We start from the raw sequence: 16,574 nt of genomic DNA, 5'->3' as shown, positions 1-16,574 counted from the left end.
ACGGTTCAGTCGGTTAGGACACCCTGAAAAGGGAAGGGGCCGGAGGTCGAAAGACCCCCGGCCCCTGATCTTTTGTGCCGTACGTGACGGCCGGAGGTCAGTATTCCTCCGGCTCTTCCGGCGTATCGGCCATGTGCGTGGGGCCGGCATCCTTGATGCCCTTGGCCAGCTTGAACACCACGCCGCTCAGCAGCGCGAGCGCCAGCAGGTTGGGCAGGGCCATCGCCGCGTTGGAAATGTCGCCGAGGCGCCAGACCAGTTCGGAAGGCTGTGCCGCGCCGAGGAAGATCACCACGCACCACAGCACGCGCCATGCCATGTGCAGCTTCTTCTCGCCCGCACGGTTGGACCCCTTCATCCGGTCGTAGAGGAAGGTGATCGCACGCTCGCCGTAATAGGACCACGTCAACAGCGTGGTGAAGACGAACAGGATCAGCGCGATCGAGGCGACCAGCGTTCCAATCGGCACGCCAGCCAGCATCATCGGGAAGGCCGCGGCAAAGGCGCCGCTGGTCATCTCGAAGCCGACCTTGTCGGATTGCCAGGCGTGGAGCACCGCCTCGCCGCCCGCGGTAAAGTCGCCGCGCACGGTGAGGATGACCAGCGCCGTCATGGTGCAGATCACGATGGTGTCGATGAATGTGCCCAGCATCGCCATGCGGCCCTGCTGTTCGGGATCGTTGGTCTGCGCCACCGCGTGGGCGATGGCAGTCGAACCCTGGCCGGCCTCGTTGGAAAACAGGCCGCGCGCGACACCGGCGCGGATGGCGATGATCATCGCCGCGCCGACGAAGCCGCCGCTTGCCGCCTGCGGGTTGAACGCCCCGTGGAAGATCAGTGCGAAGGTTTCACCCAGGTCGCCGAAGTTCAGGATCAGCGCGATCACTGCCATCACGATGTAGGCCGCGGCCATGAAGGGCACGACCTTTTCCGCCACGTTGCCGATCGACTTGATGCCGCCGATGATGACGATGAACACGAGGATCGCGACAATCAGCCCGCCGAGCCATTCCTCGATACCGAACAGCTCGTTGAGACCGTCCGCCACCGCATTGGCCTGGATCGAATTGCCCGTGACCAATGCAGAGAACAGCGTGCCGAGGCAGAAGACCACGGCGAGCCAGGTCCATTTCTTGCCCAGCCCCATCATGATGTAGGTCATCGGGCCGCCGCGCAGCACGCCGTCGCTGGTGCGCTCGCGGTAGCGGATGGCGAGGCTGCCTTCGGCGAAAGCCAGTGCCATGCCGAATAGCGCGGTGATCCACATCCAGAAGATGGCGCCGGGTCCGCCCAGCGCGATGGCGGTGGCGACACCGGCAAGGTTGCCCGTGCCGACCTGCCCGGACAGCGCGGTCGAAAGCGCCGCAAAGGGCGAAATCTCGCCTTCGCCGGCGCTCTTGCGGCCGGCAAACAGCCCCTTGATCGCCGCGCCCAGTTTCAGGATCGGATAGAATTTCAGGCCGACCATGATCCACAGGCCCATGCCCAACAGGAAGATGGTCATCGGCGGGAAGGGAATGACTTCCACCCCGTTCCACGTCCCTACCCAGATAAAATCGGAAATATTGGTGACCGGCTCTACCAGCCGTTCTCCCAAGCTCGGTGCCTGGCTTGTTGCCATGTCAGGTAACCCCTCTGTGCGTCCCTTGGATGTCAGGCGTGGCACGCTAGAGAGCGATGGCCCGCTTGAAAACCCGCAAATCCCCCGCTCTCCCCCGCTTGCCTTTTGGCGAGGTGCGGCCTACATGGCTGCCTGTCTTCCGACATCGACGATGGAAACCTGCCCCTCCCGGACTTGAACCGGGGCGGCGAAACCCCCATCCCGGAAGACAAGAGCAGTTCTATTGCGAGAGTGACGGGCCATGGCCGACAAAGACAGCAAGACCTCCCCCGCCGAATTCATCCGGCAGGTGCAGACCGAACGCCGCAAGGTCGTCTGGCCGACGCGTGAAGAGACGATCCGTATCTCGATCTTCGTCTTCATCATGATGGTCATTCTCTCGCTCTTCTTCCTCGGCGTCGATTCGATGTTCGGTGCCGTCGTGCGCTGGCTGATGACGCTGGCCTGATCCGCTAACGGGAAAACGAAAACACATGGCACGCTGGTACATCATCCACGCCTATTCCGGCTTCGAGAACAAGGTCCGCGATTCGATCATCGCCGAGGCCGAGCGCCTGGGCCTGTCCGAAGGCGTCGAAGAAGTCGAAGTCCCGACCGAGACCGTGACCGAAGTGAAGCGCGGCAAGAAGGTCCAGGTCGAACGCAAGTTCATGCCGGGCTACGTGCTCGCCAAGCTGAACATGACCGACGACATCTACCACCTGGTCAAGAACACGCCCAAGGTGACCGGCTTCCTCGGCACTAACAACAAGCCGCAGGCGATCTCCGAAAAGGAAGCCGCGCGCTATTTTGGCGGTGTGGAAGAAGCCAAGGCAGCACCCAAGAAGCAGGTCGATGTCGATTACGAAATCGGCGACCAGGTCAAGGTGCTCGACGGCCCCTTCGCCAGCTTCAACGGCCTTGTCGAGGAACTCGATTTCGACAAGCAGAAGGTCAAGGTTTCGGTCTCGATCTTCGGCCGCGCCACCCCGGTGGAACTCGACTTCGAGCAGGTCGAACTGGTCAAGTAACAGTCCGCCCGATGACGGCACGAAAAAGGGGCGCTCCTCGGATCGAGGGGCGCCCCTTTTCGTTGGCGATGCTCGTCAGCCAGCGACCGGCAGCAGGCCCATCTTCCCGGCATAGGCCGTGCCCATCATAAGCGTGTCGACCATCGCGTGGGCGATCACGCAGGCCCACAGATTGCCGCCGCTATGGGCGCGCAGGTAACCGAGGCCGAAGCCGACGACGCCGGTGATCAGCACGCCCGCAAGGCTCTGGTAGCCGTGCGAAATGCCGAACAGCACGGCCTGGATGAAGATCACCAGCCACATCTTGCCGGCAAGGCCCGGCAGGCGGTTGAGGCGGTCCATCAGGAATCCGCGGTAAAGCAGCTCTTCGCCAAGGCCGGCAGTGAACCACGCCACCACGACGATCCACAGGAGCAGGCTGGCCGGGCTTTCGGTTACGAAGTCGAGCACGGCGGCCACTTCCGGCGCGCCGAGGCCGAGCTGGCGCGTCAACAGCGTGCCGAGTTGGAACCACGCGATGATGAGGCCGGCGCCCAGTGCGCCGACGGCAAGCGTGCGGCCCCAGCCGATGGCGGGCTTGCCCATGTCCCACGCCTCGGCCAGCGCGCCGTCCCTGCGCAGCCAGAACCAGCACACGAGCAGGGCCGCAGCCATGCTGCCCGCGACCGAGCCGAGCAGGCCGGGCGAAGTCATGCCGAAGATGATGACGGCCGGCGCCGAAGCGGCCAAGAATACCAGCGTGACGGTGATGAACTGGAGGATGAAGCGCCCCCAGCCCAGTGTTGCGACCTTGCTATCGTCCATGCGTATCAGACCTCCCCGCCTGTCACCCGGCAATCGCCCGGTTGGGGCAGGGCTTCAACTCCCAAGTGCCTGCCAATCCCCGGAAACCGGGACGGCATGGCGGAGGCAGTCAGGCAGCCTTGCTGCTCTTGCCGGCCTTTTTCGGCTTGGCGGGCGCAGCACTGCGGATGGCGGCAAGCTCGTCGTCGACGAGGCGCTCGCGGCGCATTTCCTCGATCTCGCGGTCGACCGAGGCATTACCGCGGCCCACGGCGTCGTCTTCGGTCGCAAAGGCAGTGCGCTTTTCGAGGTTGGCGATGTGGTCCATCCGCTTTTCGGTCCGGCTGGCGAAGCCGCCGCGCGGGGCCGAACCGGAGGCATTGCCATCGGCGGCGAGCTGGTCGGCGAGGCGCTTGCGCACATCGTCGCGCTTCGCCTCGAGCTGGATTTCCGCTTCCTGCATCTCGGTCATCTCGGCATCAAGGCGCGCGATGTCCTGCTTGAGCTGCGCAATCTTGCTGCGACTGTCCTCGCGGGCGTGCAGTGCCTTGCGGGCCAGATCCTCGCGGCCGTTGTCCATGGCGACGCGGGCCTTGGCGCCCCAGTCGGCTTCCTGCGCATTGGCTTGCACCAGTTCGGCCTTGAGCCGATCTTGCTGGCGGCGCGCCTTGGTGGTTTCCCCGGCAAGGCCGATCAGCGCTTCCTCGATTTCCCGCTGGAGCCGGGCGAGCAGCTTGGCCGGATTGGACGCACCGTCGAGCGCGCTGGTCACGTTACTGGAAATGAGCTCTCGCACCTGGATGGCGATACGAAACATTGCAGTCCCCCTGAATTCCTGCCCCGTTTAATAGTATTCAATTCTTAATGGAAGAATATTGACGCCGATAACCGGAATTAACCTTCAAGGGGACACTTGCTTTCCTACTTGGCCGCCAAAGTCTAGCTGCGGCGAAATGCTGGTGACGCAAAAAAGGCAGGAAGGACACGAAACAGGAGCGGCGCGCGAAGGGCGGGAATTTTTCCGCAAGGACAGTGTTCCATCCGTTCCATCCTGTCGGGGTGCAGGGGAGGTTTTCCAACGCGGGTCCAACAGGGCGCTTCGCGCTTGCAATCTGCGCCCAGATCGCTATGTGCGCGCCTTCCCAAGCGACAGCGAAGGAAACCCGTGCGGGAGAAGGCCCTGTCCTTCGCTCGACCGCTCAACATGAGGCGGCGTTCGAAAAAGCACCGCCGACAGTGTGAAAGGAGGCCATCATGGCCAAGAAAATCGAAGGCTATATCAAGCTGCAGGTGCCCGCCGGCACTGCAAACCCGTCGCCCCCGATCGGCCCGGCACTGGGTCAGCGCGGCGTGAACATCATGGAATTCTGCAAGGCGTTCAACGCCGCCACGCAGGACCTCGAAAAGAGCGCCCCGATCCCGACGGTCATCACCGTCTATGCCGACCGTTCGTTCAGCTTCGTCACCAAGACGCCGCCGGCATCGTTCTACCTGAAGAAGGCTGCCAAGCTGAAGTCGGGCTCGAAGGAGCCGGGCAAGGTTTCGGCCGGGACCATCAAGCGCAGCGCCGTCAAGGAAATCGCTGAAGCCAAGATGGCCGACCTCAACGCGAACGATATCGACCAGGCCATGAAGATCATCGAAGGCTCCGCGCGTTCGATGGGCCTCGAAGTGGTGGAGGGCTAAGGACATGGCAAAGCAGACGAAGACCCAGCAGGTCCGCGCCAAGCTGGACGCTGAAAAGCTTTACACCGTGGACGAAGCCATCGCCACGCTGCGCGAGCACAAGGCCAAGTTCGACGAAACCGTCGAAGTCGCCATGAACCTCGGCGTCGATCCGCGCCACGCCGACCAGATGGTCCGCGGCATGGTCTCGCTGCCCTCGGGCACGGGCAAGGACGTTAAGGTCGCTGTCTTCGCCCGCGGCGACAACGCCGACAAGGCGCTGGCCGCCGGTGCCGACAAGGTTGGTGCCGAAGACCTCATGGAAGACATGCAGAACGGCAACCTCGACTATGACCGCGTGATCGCCACGCCGGACATGATGGGCGTCGTCGGCCGCCTCGGTAAGGTGCTGGGTCCCAAGGGCCTGATGCCGAACCCGAAGCTGGGCACCGTGACCCCGAACGTGGAACAGGCCGTGAAGGACGCCAAGAGCGGCCAGGTCGAATTCCGCGTCGAAAAGCAGGGCATCATCCACAGCGGCATCGGCAAGCTGTCGTTCAAGGACGAAGACCTGAAGGCGAACTTCAAGGCCCTGACCGACGCGATCGTCAAGTCGAAGCCCTCGGGCGCCAAGGGCAAGTACGTCCGCAAGGTCACGCTGACCTCGTCGATGGGCCCGGGCCTCAAGGTCGACCTCGGCGAAGTCGAAGGCGCTTAATAGCGCGCAGGTGATAAGCCGCTTTCCTACTTCGGTGGGATTTGACTATCCCTGCGTTCATGTAGCGAAGCGATAGCGCAAACAAGAAACGGGCCGGGGGGAAACCTCCGGCCCTTTCTCATTGTGGTGTCGGCTCGCTGCGCAATTGGCGAGAATAGAACCAGCCGATGCCAATGAGGCTAGCTCCCAGTGCCACGAAGCTGGCGATGCGCACGAGGCCTTCGAGGCCGGCGGTGTCGAAGACGAACACCTTGATCGCGGTGCCAGTCATCAGGACGAGCGACCCGACCCGCCAGCTGCGCTCTGCCCGGCGGCTGCCGATGAGCAGGAATGCGACGGCCAGCACGATGCCGACCAGCGAACGCAGCAGGTCCTCGGCCTGCGACATGGGCAGCTGAGGCAGGTAGCTCCCGGCAAAGGCCTGCCGCAGCAGGGTGATTGCCCCGAGCGTCGCGGTCGCCATGACCAGCGCGTCGATCCATACCCGCCAGCGCGGATGCCACAGGCGCAGCGACAGCAGCCCGGCGATGGCGACGGCGAAAGCGGCCAGCGCGAGGTTCGCCAGCGGGACCGGACCGACAGCCTGCAGCGCGAAGAGCGGGTTGTGCCAGAACAGCGTGAAGATCGAGAAATGCGCTAAAGAAAGGACCGCCAGGCCCGTCGCGACACGCCGGTCGGCCGGCATTTGCCCGATACCCTTTGCCGCGCCCCAGGCGAGCGAAAGCAGGAGGGCTTCGAAGACGGTCCGCTCTGCCAGGCCTGACGCGCGGAAACCGGTCATCGTCTCGATGGCGAAGATCTGCTTGAACAGGACGTGGAGCACCACGAACCCTACCGGCAGTGCGGCCCAGCCCAGCGCCATGGGCGACTTCAGGAAGCCTCGCTCCGAAATCTGGACTGCGGCAAGGGCCAAGGCAAGCGGGAGGATGTGCCCCAGCGTGCTGCGAAGCGAAGACAGCGAGGAAAGGAGGAAAGGGTCCCCGGCGAGCGAGACGGCTCCCGCTCCGGTCCAGTCGACCAGGGGCAGGAACGCCCACAGGCCGATGGCGGCAACCAGCGCAAGCATGGCCATGTCGCGCCCCGGCATGCGCCAGCGCAAGGCCAGCACCCCTGCAGTCGCGGTCCAGACGAGGGCGATTGGCGGTAGCACCTGCGCCAGCGCGGCAAAGGCTGCAAGCGCGGCAACGGCCTCGGCAATCCCGCGGCGCAGTCCGTCGCGCTCCAGATGGGCGAGGAGGGCGAATGGCGCAGCACTAGCCAGCCAGCGCAGTATGCCGGTCAGATTGGTATGGTCGGTCCCGGTCACCAGCGCGTCCATCTCCCGCATCAGGGCGTCGCTGGCGGGTACGCTCGCCAGCGCAGCAAGCGCGGCAGTCCACGTGACGGCGGCGAGCGGCAGGGTTTCCTGCAACCGGCGCCGGAGCAGCAGGCAGAGGCCGGCGGCGATAGCGCCCAAGAGGAAGGGCGTCGCCATGGCCGGCAACACGCAGAGCCCTGCAAGCACGGCGAGGACGGCAGCAGAGGCCAGATTCACCGCAAGGCTCACCGCATCCTCGCGGTTCCAGAGCAGCCAGGCGGCCGCTCCCGGCAGGGCGGCAAGCGCGAGACAGGCCAGCGCTTCCGCGATACGCAAGTTGTCGCTGTCAAGCGTCCCGAAGGTCAGCAGCATGGTGATGTCGAGCGCGAGCGGGACGAGCGCCGCGCTCAGCCGGTCGACCAGCTGGTCGGACCTTGTGTGTAGGTGGAACAGGGGCACACCGGCGAAAATCGTGGCCAGCGCGGCGGCGACTGCCGCAAAGCCCGCTTCGGGCGGGGCAGGCCAGAGACCGAGCAGCAGGACCCCGATGGTCGCTGCCATGGCACTGGCAGGGCGGACCTCGGGCTTGCGCCATCCGAACCATGCCAGCGCGCCGCCGAGCAGCAGGTAGAGGCCCCAGGCAAGCGCCGAATAGCCGCCCTCGTCGACGAGCACGGCTAGTTGCAGGCTGGCAATCGCGGCCGATGCGAGGCGGAGCGGCCGCTCGAGCTTCTCGGTTGCGAGGAGCGCGGGGAGGACTGCGCCGAGGAGGACGAAGTAGAGGCCCAGCGCGAGGATATCGACGCCCGACATCCCGCCAGTGGTCAGCAGCAGCCCGCCCCAGCCGAGGCCGCCGATTAGCGCGCCGAGGCCAAGCCATGGGCGCCGCTGGCGATTGCCGGTCTGGGTCAGCCCGCCCGTGACGAGTGCAAGGTACAGCGCCAGCAGCGGCAGGTTCGCTTCTTCCCCGCCGACCAGGGCGGGCGCTGCGAAACCGCCGACCAGACCCAGCACGGCGCTTGGCAGGCCGAAACGATAGGACAGGCCGATCGCCGCTGCAGTCACGACCGCCAGGCCGAGGAAGGCGACGGTCTGGCCGATCAGGTCGTACTGGCTGCCCGCTAGGTAGAAGCCTGCATAAAGCGTGGCGAGGCCGGCCCCGGCGAGTGCCTGGCACACCCGTTCGTCCCCGACCCGCTCGGCATTGCGATAGGCGGCTTCCGCGCCGCCGAGCAGGCCAAGCCCGAAGAGGAAGGAGAGGGCCACCCGCACGCTGGGAGTAAGCAAGCCCGCTTCGATCGAGTACCGGACCAGCAATACACCCGCCACGGCAAGCGTGACGCCGCCCGCCCAGATCGGGAGGCGGCGACCGAAGAGTTCTTCGAAGTCGAAGGCGAAGCGGCGCTCGGGTTCTTCAGGCTGTTGCTCCGGCTCCGGAAGGAGAGGCTGCGGCTGAAGGTCGGCAACCGGCTCCGGCTTCGACACCGGTTCGCCGGTTCGCCTGACCACCAGAGGAACAGATGCGGTTTTCGCTTTCGCCGGTTCCGGGGGCGCTACTGCTTCCGCGACTTCAGCGCCCTTGCCCTCTCGCAACAGGGCCAGCACATGATCGATCGCACCTTCGAGGCTTTCGACCCGGTACTGCAAGGTGCGCAGCTTCTCGCGCTGGTAGAACGCCAGAGCGAACAGGACGAGAGCCAGAAACCATTCCATCGCGACACCCCTTCCGCCCGAAGGCTAGCGCAAGCGCTAGGCGAGGCAAGGCGCGATCAGATTCCCCCGTGGGTAAAGGCGAAGCCCTGCTGCTCCAGCCCGTCGCAAAGCGCGGCCATGCAGGCATCGAGCGCGGCGCGGTCGGTCGAGCGGACCACGAAGTTCGACCCGACCTTGCCTTCGCGGAAGAAGGGGTAGCTGCCGATCTGGCAGTTTTCGTGCGCCTTTTCGACATCGCGGAGCGTCACTGCGACTTCGCTTTCGGGAATGAAGCCGCCAACCGTTTCGCTCAGCAGCGGATCGCCGCCTTCGAGCGTGCCGGTGAGCGCGTCGAGCATTCCGGCAGTTATATGCGGTACGCCGGCCATGAGGTGGAGATTGCCGATACGGATGCCGGGAGCGCCCGACATGCGGTTGGGGATCAGTTCCCCGCCTTCCGGCACGCGGGCCATGCGCAGGCGGCCTTCGTTGAGGCCGCCCTTGTCGGCGTAGTAACGTTCGAGGATCGCGCGGGCTTCGGGGTGGATGATCACCTCCACGCCCAGCGCTTTCGCCACGGCATCGACCGTGATGTCGTCATGCGTCGGGCCGATGCCGCCGGTGGTGAAGAGATAGTCGTTGTCTGCGCGCAGCGCGTTCACCGCTTCCACGATCTTGTCGATCACGTCGGGCACCACTCGCACTTCGGCCAGGCGGATGTTCTGGACCTGCAGCCAGCTGGCTACCTGCGCGATGTTCTTGTCGTGCGTGCGTCCGGACAGGATCTCGTCGCCGATGACGACGAGCCCGGCGGTATAGATGCGCTTGTTCATGCGGCCACAGTTAGGGGCGCCGCGCGCGAAATGCTACTCCGCAGCTTCGAGTGCCTCGTCCGTGCGCCGGGCATTGGCGCCCTTGCGGTAGAAGGTGAGGATGCCGTCATCGACCGGTTGCTCGCGCATGAGCTTGCGATCGGAGATGTATTCCTGGTTGAGACGCCAGGGGAAGGCGACGGCATTCTTCGGCATGATCGACTTGCCGCGCTGGATGTAGCCGGACGAGAAATCGAAGATGTCGTCTTCTTCCAGCCCGTGATCTTCGGGCAGGTTCGGCACGGCGATGTCGACGCCCATGCCTTCCATGAGGTTCAGCACGCGGCAAATGTAGTCGGAATTGACGTCCGCCCGCAGCGTCCAGCTGGCATTGAGATAGCCGAACACCACTGCAAGGTTCGGGATGTTCGAGAACATGCAGCCCTTGTAGTAGAAGCGCTGGGCGAAATCGACCTGCTCACCCTCGACCGACACCTTGATCTTGCCGGCGACGGCCAGCTTGAGGCCGGTGGCCGTGACGATGATGTCGGCGGGCAGGAAGCTATCGTCGGTGAGGCGCACGCCACCCTTTTCAAAAGCCTTGATGTGGCCGGTGACGACATCGGCCTTGCCGCTCTTGAGCGCTTCGAACAGGTCGTCGTCCGGCACGAGGCACAGGCGCTGTTCCCACGGCTTGTAGGGCGGAGTGAAGTGCTTGAGATCGTAATCCGCACCCATCGACTTGCGGATCCGCTTGTGCAGCCCTTCGCCCATTTTCTCGGGCTTGGTGCGGGCGCGCTTGAAGCCGAAATCCTGCAGCTTGATGTTCTTCCAGCGAGTGATCTTGTAGGCGGTCTTTTCGGGCAGGACCTTGCGCAGGAAGTTTGCTAGCGCGTCCTTGGCCGGGCGCGAGAACATCCATGTCGGCGTGCGCTGGAGCATGGTGACCTTGGCCGCCTTGTCCGCCATCGACGGGACGATGGTAACGGCAGTCGCGCCCGATCCGATCACGACGACATTCTTGCCCGAATAGTCGAGGTCCTTGGGCCAGAACTGGGGGTGGATGACCTGCCCTTCGAACTCGCCGAAATCGAAGCCCGGATCATAGGGTTCATCGTAATCGTAATAGCCCGATCCGAGATAGAGCCAGTTGGCGGTGAGGTGCTTGCGCTCGCCGTTTTCGCCTTCGACGGTAACGTGCCAGCGGGCGTCCGCGCCGCGCCAGTCGGCCGATACGACCTTGTGGTTGAAGCGGATGTGCCGACGGATATCGCGTTCATCGACGATGCGGTCGAGATATTCGAGAATGGCCGGACCATCGGCGATCGACTTCTCGTGCTTCCACGGTTCGAAATCGAAGCCCAGCGTGTGCATGTCGCTGTCGGAACGGATGCCGGGATAGCGGAACAGGTCCCAAGTCCCGCCCAGGTTTTCGCGGCGTTCGACGATGGCAAAGCTGCGGTTGGGCGACTTCTCCTTCATATGCGCGGCCATCCCGATGCCGGAAATGCCTGCGCCCACAATCAGGACGTCAAAATCGGTCGCGCGATCGCTCATTGGTCTCTCTCCCATCCGGACAGCGTAACCCAACATTCGGCGGTGCGCCAGCCTCGGTTGCGATGTGAAACTCGATTTCATCGTGCAGGCGTATTAGGGCAGGTTTACGCAAGGGGAGCAGCCGCGCTTGGCACCGCATTTCCATGGATTGCTGATCGTGCCGGAGGAAGGCGAACGCACGGCGAACCTGCCGCCGGGCGAATCGCCGCTCGACGTCTACCTGCGCTGTGCGGCGCTGAGTGCGCGCTCGTTCCGGCATTTCGGCTGCGATTGGACGCTGATCACGGACAGGGCCGATCTGGTCGCGGAACGGTGCGCAAGGATGGGCATCGACGATCTTACCCTGCGGGAGGAGGGCTTCCCGCTCGAGCTTCCGGCGGGCATTCCTTTCAGGCCGGCGCACTACAAGCTGGAACTGTTGGGCAAGTTCGGGAAAGGCGCATTCGGGGATGCGGTGGCGCTGGTCGATCTGGATACGCTTTGCCTTCGCGAACTGCCGGATGGAGCGCGCCTTCACGAAGGGCTTCATGGCTACCTATTAGGTCCCCGCGATGGTTCGGAAGGCGACGACGCCAGGCTACCCGACAGCTTGCGCCTGTTGCTCGGCGAGAACTTCAGGCGCGAATGGTGGGGCGGGGAATTCCTGTCAGGCGAAGCCGCCTGCTTCGCCGCGCTCTTGCGACACATAGAAGCGCTCTGGCCGACCTATGCCGAGCGGTGGACCGAAATGGTCCATGCCGGTGACGAGATGGTGCTCGGGGCAGCACTCCAGCGCTATCGTGACAGCGGCGGCTACCTCGCCGATTCCGGCGAGAAGGGTGTCATTGCGCGGTACTGGACCGCGCGAACGCAGCACCGACCAAGGGCATTTCGCGACCTCGACGACGTCGCCATCCTTCACCTTCCCGCCGACAAGGATTTCCTGGCCGGTTGGACGGAACGGCCTTTCGATCCGGCAGAATTGCGGGAAAGCCTCGATCGTCATGTGAGCAGGAAGGTACGGTATCGCCGCCTTACTGGGCTGCTGGGCCGCGGATACGCACCCCGCTATCGCTGATCGCTGGCCTGCCGGGCGAGGTTGCGGCGACGCTCTGCCGGCGTCTGCGCGAGGAAGTCGCTCACCGGGCCCTCCCATGCATGGGCTTGGGCCGCTCGTGACGGACCGAGAATGCGCAGCAATAGCATGACCACCAGCAACGGTCCGAAGTAGAAGGGCAATTGCCTGACGAAGGTCAGCAGCGTGCCGTCGCGCAGTACGTTGAAGGCCGTTGCAATCACCAGCGCATAAGCGATCTGGGCCAGCGGAGAGGTCTGGCGCATGAGCAGGCGGCGATAGGCGAAGGCATAAAGCAGCGCGAAGAATAGCGCCTGGATCGCGACGCCCGGATAGCCGAGCGACATCCACCCGGCACCGGGCAGGGACACGGTGATGCCGATCGGGCGGCCATAGTCCCACAGCCTGAAGTACTGGACCGGTGCGCCCACAGGCTTCTCCTTCCATAAGGCGCGCGGGACCGGTTCGGTGAAGACCTGCAGGTTGCTGGTGAAATAGTCGTAGGTGCCGGTTCGCTGGGGGACGGCGTAAACGACGTATTCGAAATATTCGAGATTGGCGAAATCCATGCCTTCCAGCGGTGCAAGGTCGGCAGCGCCTGCGTCGCCCGCCGAATCTGCCTGACCCACCGCATCGCGCAGGCCGGCCCCGCGGTCGACGACGATCTGGCCGAAAGCAAACAGGGCGGCGAGGGCTAGTACGGTCGTGCGCCAGTCGAACCACTGGCGGCGGGATTCCAGCAGCGACAGGATCGCAACCGCGGCAGCGGCGAAGATGATCGGCCCCCGCGTGCCGTCGCCTGCCTGCAGCACCATGAACACCGCGAAGATGCCCCAGCTCCACCAGCGATAACGGGCGAGCCAGATGAGCATGACTGTCAGCGGGGCGAGGAACATCGAGGCGTCGGTGAGCCAGCCGATGGTGTCGGTATTGGTCGCGATGCCTGTCGCCGCATCGCGGACCATCGAGGCATATTGGTCTTCGCGTCGCTGCCAGTTCAACAGCTGCGCATAGGTGCCGATCGGGGCAAGGATGACCGCCGTGATGAGGATCGGCTTGCCAAGCTGTGCACGCATCCGCCCGTAATCCTGAGGCGGGACGGGCTTCACCGGCATGGGCGCTGCGTAAACGGCGGCCGCGACGAACACTATCATCGCGAGATTGGCTGCGAGGATGACCGTGATCTTGTCGCTAACTGACGGCAGGAAATCGTACAGTCGGTATACGAAGCTGAAGTCGTAGACGCGTGCCACGATCGAGCGCAGGACGAAGACGAAGCCGTGAAACGCGAGGTAGAAACTCGCCGGGTGCATCAGGCTGGCTGCCGGATGCCGGGCATAGGCCGCGCTGACGGCCGCAAACAGTATCAGCGAGGCAAGGAGCAGCAGGTCGTACACTGTGGGCGCTTGTCTACGCCGCCGGTGTCCCTTGCGGCAAGGCGCTCAGCGGCTTCTCCGCAATTGGTTCAATAGCGCGCGGATATCCGCCAGCCTTTGTCGAGACGCGAGCATTCTCAGGAATTGTGCCGGAGTGATCGCGAGGACACGCATCGCATCGCGCATGGCGGGGACCAGCTGGCTCGCTTCGCTCAGCAGCAAGGGCACGATCACGACTGGCAAGGAAGCGCCGGACCTTGCGAGCAACAGTGCAAGGCCTAGGGCGATGGCGGAGCCAGCGAGATAGGCCGTCATGTAGCGCGAATGCAGGTTGGCCGCTGCAAGGATCGCGGTGGGAGATGCTGCCAGCGCGCGCAACGTGGCGGCCGCCAGGAGGATTGCAGCCACCAGCGGATCGAAGCTGGTCTGCCCCAGCGTGTAGAAGTCCTGCAGCCACGGACCCACGCCGAGGAGGAATGCGGAGAGCGCAAGGCAGGCCAGCAGCGACACTAGCGTCATGGTGGCGAGCAATCGGCGCTGGATATCCTCCTTGGGCCCATCGAAATGTCCGCTTTCGTAGAATTGCGATGCGTAAGTGAAATTGGTGTATAAATCGATGATCCGGGTCAGCGTACGGGTCGCGACGAACCCTGCGAGCGCGGCCGCGCCCACGCTCAGGCCAAGCACCAGCACGAAGCCTTGCAGGTTGATGCCGAAAATCAGCGGGGCAAGCATGAAAGCGAGCGAGGGCTTTACCAGTGGCCGGAAGCTCTCGCGGAGCGGCTTGCCCGAACGCCGGAACAGTTCTGGCGCGTAATTCTTGCCCAACCGGAAAATCAGCAGCGCGCCGGCGCCGCGCGACAGGGCAAGCGCCATGGCGAGCGTGGCAAAGCTGTCGCTGGTAACGACGCTGAGTGCGATGACTACGATCTCGACCAGCGAGGCCGCGTTGAAGCTGGCGATATACTCCGGGTACTTGCCCGCCGCGCGGAAGGGGATTTCCGCGATCATCGTCTGGCTGACAGCGAAGATGTAGAGCGCCAGCCAGGCCAGCGTCGCGGTCCCTTCGCTTGCCGATAGAAGGTCGAGACCCGACATCTGCGGGACCACTGCCGCCATGCCGATGAAGAAGAGCAACGCCAGTACGCCCGTTGCGATAGTGGTGACCAGCCACGAGGCATGGAAATCGGCGGCGGCCTGTTCCTTGTCTCCCGCCTGCATCGCGGCAAGAGCGCTATTGCCGCCGGCGGCCGCGAAGCCGGTGGCGGCGATCGCGACATAGGCCGGGATGGCGAAAAGGAGGAGCCAGGTCCCGACGCGGTCCGCGCTCCAGCTGGCGAAGAAGACGGGCAGCGTGACGAATTGCACCGCGATCCTCGTGACGAGGGTCGCGGCATGGGCGGCAATCCCCTTGCGTATGCGGGCCTGCGAACTCACCTGCCTGTTCCCTGCGCCGGCGCATCGTCGGACCAAGCCGACGCGAACCGCCTCAGCCTGCGTCTTCCGACATGAATTCGGCGATATGGCCCAGCACGCTGGGATGGAGGGGTGTCACGAACTCCGCGCCGACGATGTTGCCTTCGCGCCAGCGGACATGCGCCTCAAGCGGGCCGATATTGCCGAGCTTCAGGAGCACTTCGGTGCCCACCCGCAGCACGGAGAACTTGTCGAAGAAACGGCAACCATACTCCGACACGTCCTTGATCCAGATTTGCCGCGAACCGCTTTGCCGCGCGCGATAGGCGCCCGCGACATGGACCAGATGGCGATCTTCCCGGCGTGTCTCGATGGTGGCCCCCTGTTTCTGTGCGATTAAAATCTTCTCACGCCTTGGCTGGCAGCGCAAGCACCCCCCGTGTCTTTACTGGACGGGCATATCGGCTAGCTATAGGGGCAAGTGCCGAGGGAGCGCGCGGAGAGCCATGACGACAAACAGGCCGCACAGGGTAACGTCGATCGACGTCGCCGAACGGGCAGGGGTGAGCCAGTCCACCGTGAGCCGGGCGCTGTCCGGGTCCGAAACCATCACCGAGGCTACCAGGCGCCGGGTCGAACAGGCCGCGGCGGAACTCGGCTATCACGTCAACATGCGCGCCGCCGGCCTGCGCAAGGGCGAGACGGGCAGCATCGCCATCGTGGTGATCGGCCGCGACGGGCAGGGGCCGGCCGCAATCAATCCGTTCTACTATAGCTTGCTAGGCAGCACCTGCGCTGCGGCGGCCGAGCGCGGCTACGAGGCGCTGGTTTCATTCCAGGCGAAGGAAAACGAACTCTTCGGCCACTATGTCGCCCGGCGGCAGGCCGACGCGGTGGTGGTGATCGGCACGGCGACCAATTCGGCTGCATGGGATTATTTCCGCTCGGTAGCCGACGACAGCAAGGCCATCGCCTTCTGGGGCTCGCCCTTCGACGATGCCGTCTGGGTCCGCTCCGACAACCGCGAAGGCGGGCGGCTGGCAGTCGAACGGCTGGTAAAGGGCGGGGCGAAGGATATCGTCTTTGTGGGCGATCCCAATTCCTCGCAAAAGCAGTTCCGTGAACGGTTCGAAGGCTACCAGGCGGCAATGGAAAGCGCAGGACTGGACGCGCGACCGGCATTCGTGTCGATCGGTTCGGACCGCGTTTCGCAGGGCCGCAATGCGATTATCCGCCTGACCGAAAGCGGGACCAAGTTCGACGGGCTGTTCTTCGCCTGCGACGCCATGGCGCTGGGTGCGCTGGAAGAACTGGCACTGCGCGACGTGAACGTGCCGGGTGCGGTCGGAGTGGTCGGTTTCGACGGCCTCGGCTCGGGCGAATTCAGCAATCCGCCGCTCACGACAGTGGAGCCGGACTTTGCCGAAGCAGGCCGCATGCTGGTCGAAACCGCGCTTGCCGGGGGCGAGGAGCAGGCGGAACGCCGTGTCCCCGTGCGCCTGGTGGAACGCGCCAGCGTCGCCTGATTACCGTCGTTCGTCGAACAGGCGTTTGCATTCGCGCGTGAGGCACG

The 16,574-nt window shown here is 64.4% G+C and carries 15 protein-coding genes; 6 read left to right on the top strand and 9 right to left on the bottom strand.

Annotated features, from left to right (window positions below; all coding sequences use genetic code 11):
- Positions 1–97: 97 nt before the first annotated feature.
- Positions 98–1,621, bottom strand: coding sequence for an alanine/glycine:cation symporter family protein (locus tag GRI42_RS08995; protein WP_160608176.1), 1,524 nt, complete (start codon positions 1,619–1,621; stop codon positions 98–100).
- Positions 1,622–1,862: 241 nt separating this feature from the next.
- On the opposite strand from GRI42_RS08995, the gene secE reads away from it, so the two are divergent.
- Both secE and nusG read left to right on the top strand, forming a co-directional pair.
- Entirely contained in the window at positions 1,863–2,069 is a 207-nt protein-coding gene (secE, locus tag GRI42_RS08990; RefSeq protein WP_160608175.1) for a preprotein translocase subunit SecE, read from the top strand.
- Between the two features lie 25 nt (positions 2,070–2,094).
- Complete coding sequence (nusG, locus tag GRI42_RS08985; RefSeq protein ID WP_160608174.1) at positions 2,095–2,631, top strand: transcription termination/antitermination protein NusG; 537 nt, start codon at positions 2,095–2,097, stop codon at positions 2,629–2,631.
- A 75-nt stretch (positions 2,632–2,706) separates the two neighbouring features.
- On the opposite strand, the gene GRI42_RS08980 is transcribed toward nusG, so the two are convergent.
- Positions 2,707–3,435: a CPBP family intramembrane glutamic endopeptidase gene (locus GRI42_RS08980; RefSeq protein WP_160608173.1), complete on the bottom strand. Its 729-nt coding sequence runs from the start codon at positions 3,433–3,435 to the stop codon at positions 2,707–2,709.
- Between the two features lie 109 nt (positions 3,436–3,544).
- Positions 3,545–4,231 carry a PspA/IM30 family protein gene (locus tag GRI42_RS08975; RefSeq protein ID WP_160608172.1) on the bottom strand — a complete coding sequence of 229 codons (687 nt, stop codon included), beginning with the start codon at positions 4,229–4,231 and terminating at the stop codon, positions 3,545–3,547.
- A 437-nt stretch (positions 4,232–4,668) separates the two neighbouring features.
- On the opposite strand from GRI42_RS08975, the gene rplK reads away from it, so the two are divergent.
- Both rplK and rplA read left to right on the top strand, forming a co-directional pair.
- Complete coding sequence (gene rplK / locus GRI42_RS08970; protein WP_160608171.1) at positions 4,669–5,100, top strand: 50S ribosomal protein L11; 432 nt, start codon at positions 4,669–4,671, stop codon at positions 5,098–5,100.
- A 4-nt stretch (positions 5,101–5,104) separates the two neighbouring features.
- Positions 5,105–5,797: a 50S ribosomal protein L1 gene (gene rplA / locus GRI42_RS08965; protein WP_160608170.1), complete on the top strand. Its 693-nt coding sequence runs from the start codon at positions 5,105–5,107 to the stop codon at positions 5,795–5,797.
- 118 nt (positions 5,798–5,915) lie between these two features.
- Here rplA and GRI42_RS08960 read toward each other — a convergent pair whose 3' ends face one another.
- From GRI42_RS08960 to GRI42_RS08950, 3 genes are read right to left on the bottom strand one after another with little or no spacing between them, the layout of a single operon-like run.
- Entirely contained in the window at positions 5,916–8,807 is a 2,892-nt protein-coding gene (locus tag GRI42_RS08960; protein WP_160608169.1) for a DUF2339 domain-containing protein, read from the bottom strand.
- A gap of 56 nt (positions 8,808–8,863) precedes the next feature.
- Positions 8,864–9,619: a competence/damage-inducible protein A gene (locus GRI42_RS08955; RefSeq protein ID WP_160608168.1), complete on the bottom strand. Its 756-nt coding sequence runs from the start codon at positions 9,617–9,619 to the stop codon at positions 8,864–8,866.
- A 33-nt stretch (positions 9,620–9,652) separates the two neighbouring features.
- Positions 9,653–11,155: a flavin-containing monooxygenase gene (locus GRI42_RS08950; protein WP_234033921.1), complete on the bottom strand. Its 1,503-nt coding sequence runs from the start codon at positions 11,153–11,155 to the stop codon at positions 9,653–9,655.
- 127 nt (positions 11,156–11,282) lie between these two features.
- Here GRI42_RS08950 and GRI42_RS08945 point away from each other — a divergent pair, with 127 nt between their 5' ends.
- Positions 11,283–12,212, top strand: coding sequence for a hypothetical protein (locus GRI42_RS08945; RefSeq protein WP_160608166.1), 930 nt, complete (start codon positions 11,283–11,285; stop codon positions 12,210–12,212).
- On the opposite strand, the gene GRI42_RS08940 is transcribed toward GRI42_RS08945, so the two are convergent.
- Genes GRI42_RS08940 through GRI42_RS08930 form a run of 3 tightly spaced genes read right to left on the bottom strand, consistent with a single transcriptional unit; the run spans position 12,203 to position 15,431 of the window.
- Positions 12,203–13,606 (bottom strand): O-antigen polymerase, encoded by a 1,404-nt coding sequence (locus GRI42_RS08940; RefSeq protein ID WP_160608165.1) that lies wholly within the window; start codon positions 13,604–13,606, stop codon positions 12,203–12,205. The genes GRI42_RS08945 and GRI42_RS08940 overlap by 10 nt on opposite strands.
- A 45-nt stretch (positions 13,607–13,651) precedes the next feature.
- Entirely contained in the window at positions 13,652–15,022 is a 1,371-nt protein-coding gene (locus GRI42_RS08935; protein ID WP_160608164.1) for a hypothetical protein, read from the bottom strand.
- A 52-nt stretch (positions 15,023–15,074) separates the two neighbouring features.
- Positions 15,075–15,431 carry a PilZ domain-containing protein gene (locus tag GRI42_RS08930; RefSeq protein WP_160608163.1) on the bottom strand — a complete coding sequence of 119 codons (357 nt, stop codon included), beginning with the start codon at positions 15,429–15,431 and terminating at the stop codon, positions 15,075–15,077.
- A 76-nt stretch (positions 15,432–15,507) separates the two neighbouring features.
- Between GRI42_RS08930 and GRI42_RS08925 the strand changes: the two genes are divergently transcribed.
- Entirely contained in the window at positions 15,508–16,527 is a 1,020-nt protein-coding gene (locus tag GRI42_RS08925; RefSeq protein WP_160608162.1) for a LacI family DNA-binding transcriptional regulator, read from the top strand.
- The last annotated feature ends 47 nt before the right edge of the window (positions 16,528–16,574 follow it).

The sequence above is a fragment of the Qipengyuania gaetbuli genome, from assembly GCF_009827315.1.
In the GTDB taxonomy this organism is placed as follows: domain Bacteria; phylum Pseudomonadota; class Alphaproteobacteria; order Sphingomonadales; family Sphingomonadaceae; genus Qipengyuania; species Qipengyuania gaetbuli.
The sequence above is the reverse complement of the archived record's forward strand: the minus strand, read 5'-3'. Positions and strand labels throughout refer to the sequence as shown.

Coding starts and splice junctions, on each gene's coding strand:
- secE (WP_160608175.1), top strand. CDS start 1,863: ATGGCCGACAAAGACAGCAAGACCTCCCCCGCCGAATTCATCCGGCAG.
- nusG (WP_160608174.1), top strand. CDS start 2,095: ATGGCACGCTGGTACATCATCCACGCCTATTCCGGCTTCGAGAACAAG.
- GRI42_RS08975 (WP_160608172.1), bottom strand. CDS start 4,231: ATGTTTCGTATCGCCATCCAGGTGCGAGAGCTCATTTCCAGTAACGTG.
- GRI42_RS08950 (WP_234033921.1), bottom strand. CDS start 11,155: ATGAGCGATCGCGCGACCGATTTTGACGTCCTGATTGTGGGCGCAGGC.
- GRI42_RS08925 (WP_160608162.1), top strand. CDS start 15,508: ATGACGACAAACAGGCCGCACAGGGTAACGTCGATCGACGTCGCCGAA.
- rplK (WP_160608171.1), top strand. CDS start 4,669: ATGGCCAAGAAAATCGAAGGCTATATCAAGCTGCAGGTGCCCGCCGGC.
- GRI42_RS08995 (WP_160608176.1), bottom strand. CDS start 1,621: ATGGCAACAAGCCAGGCACCGAGCTTGGGAGAACGGCTGGTAGAGCCG.
- GRI42_RS08955 (WP_160608168.1), bottom strand. CDS start 9,619: ATGAACAAGCGCATCTATACCGCCGGGCTCGTCGTCATCGGCGACGAG.
- GRI42_RS08980 (WP_160608173.1), bottom strand. CDS start 3,435: ATGGACGATAGCAAGGTCGCAACACTGGGCTGGGGGCGCTTCATCCTC.
- GRI42_RS08960 (WP_160608169.1), bottom strand. CDS start 8,807: ATGGAATGGTTTCTGGCTCTCGTCCTGTTCGCTCTGGCGTTCTACCAG.
- rplA (WP_160608170.1), top strand. CDS start 5,105: ATGGCAAAGCAGACGAAGACCCAGCAGGTCCGCGCCAAGCTGGACGCT.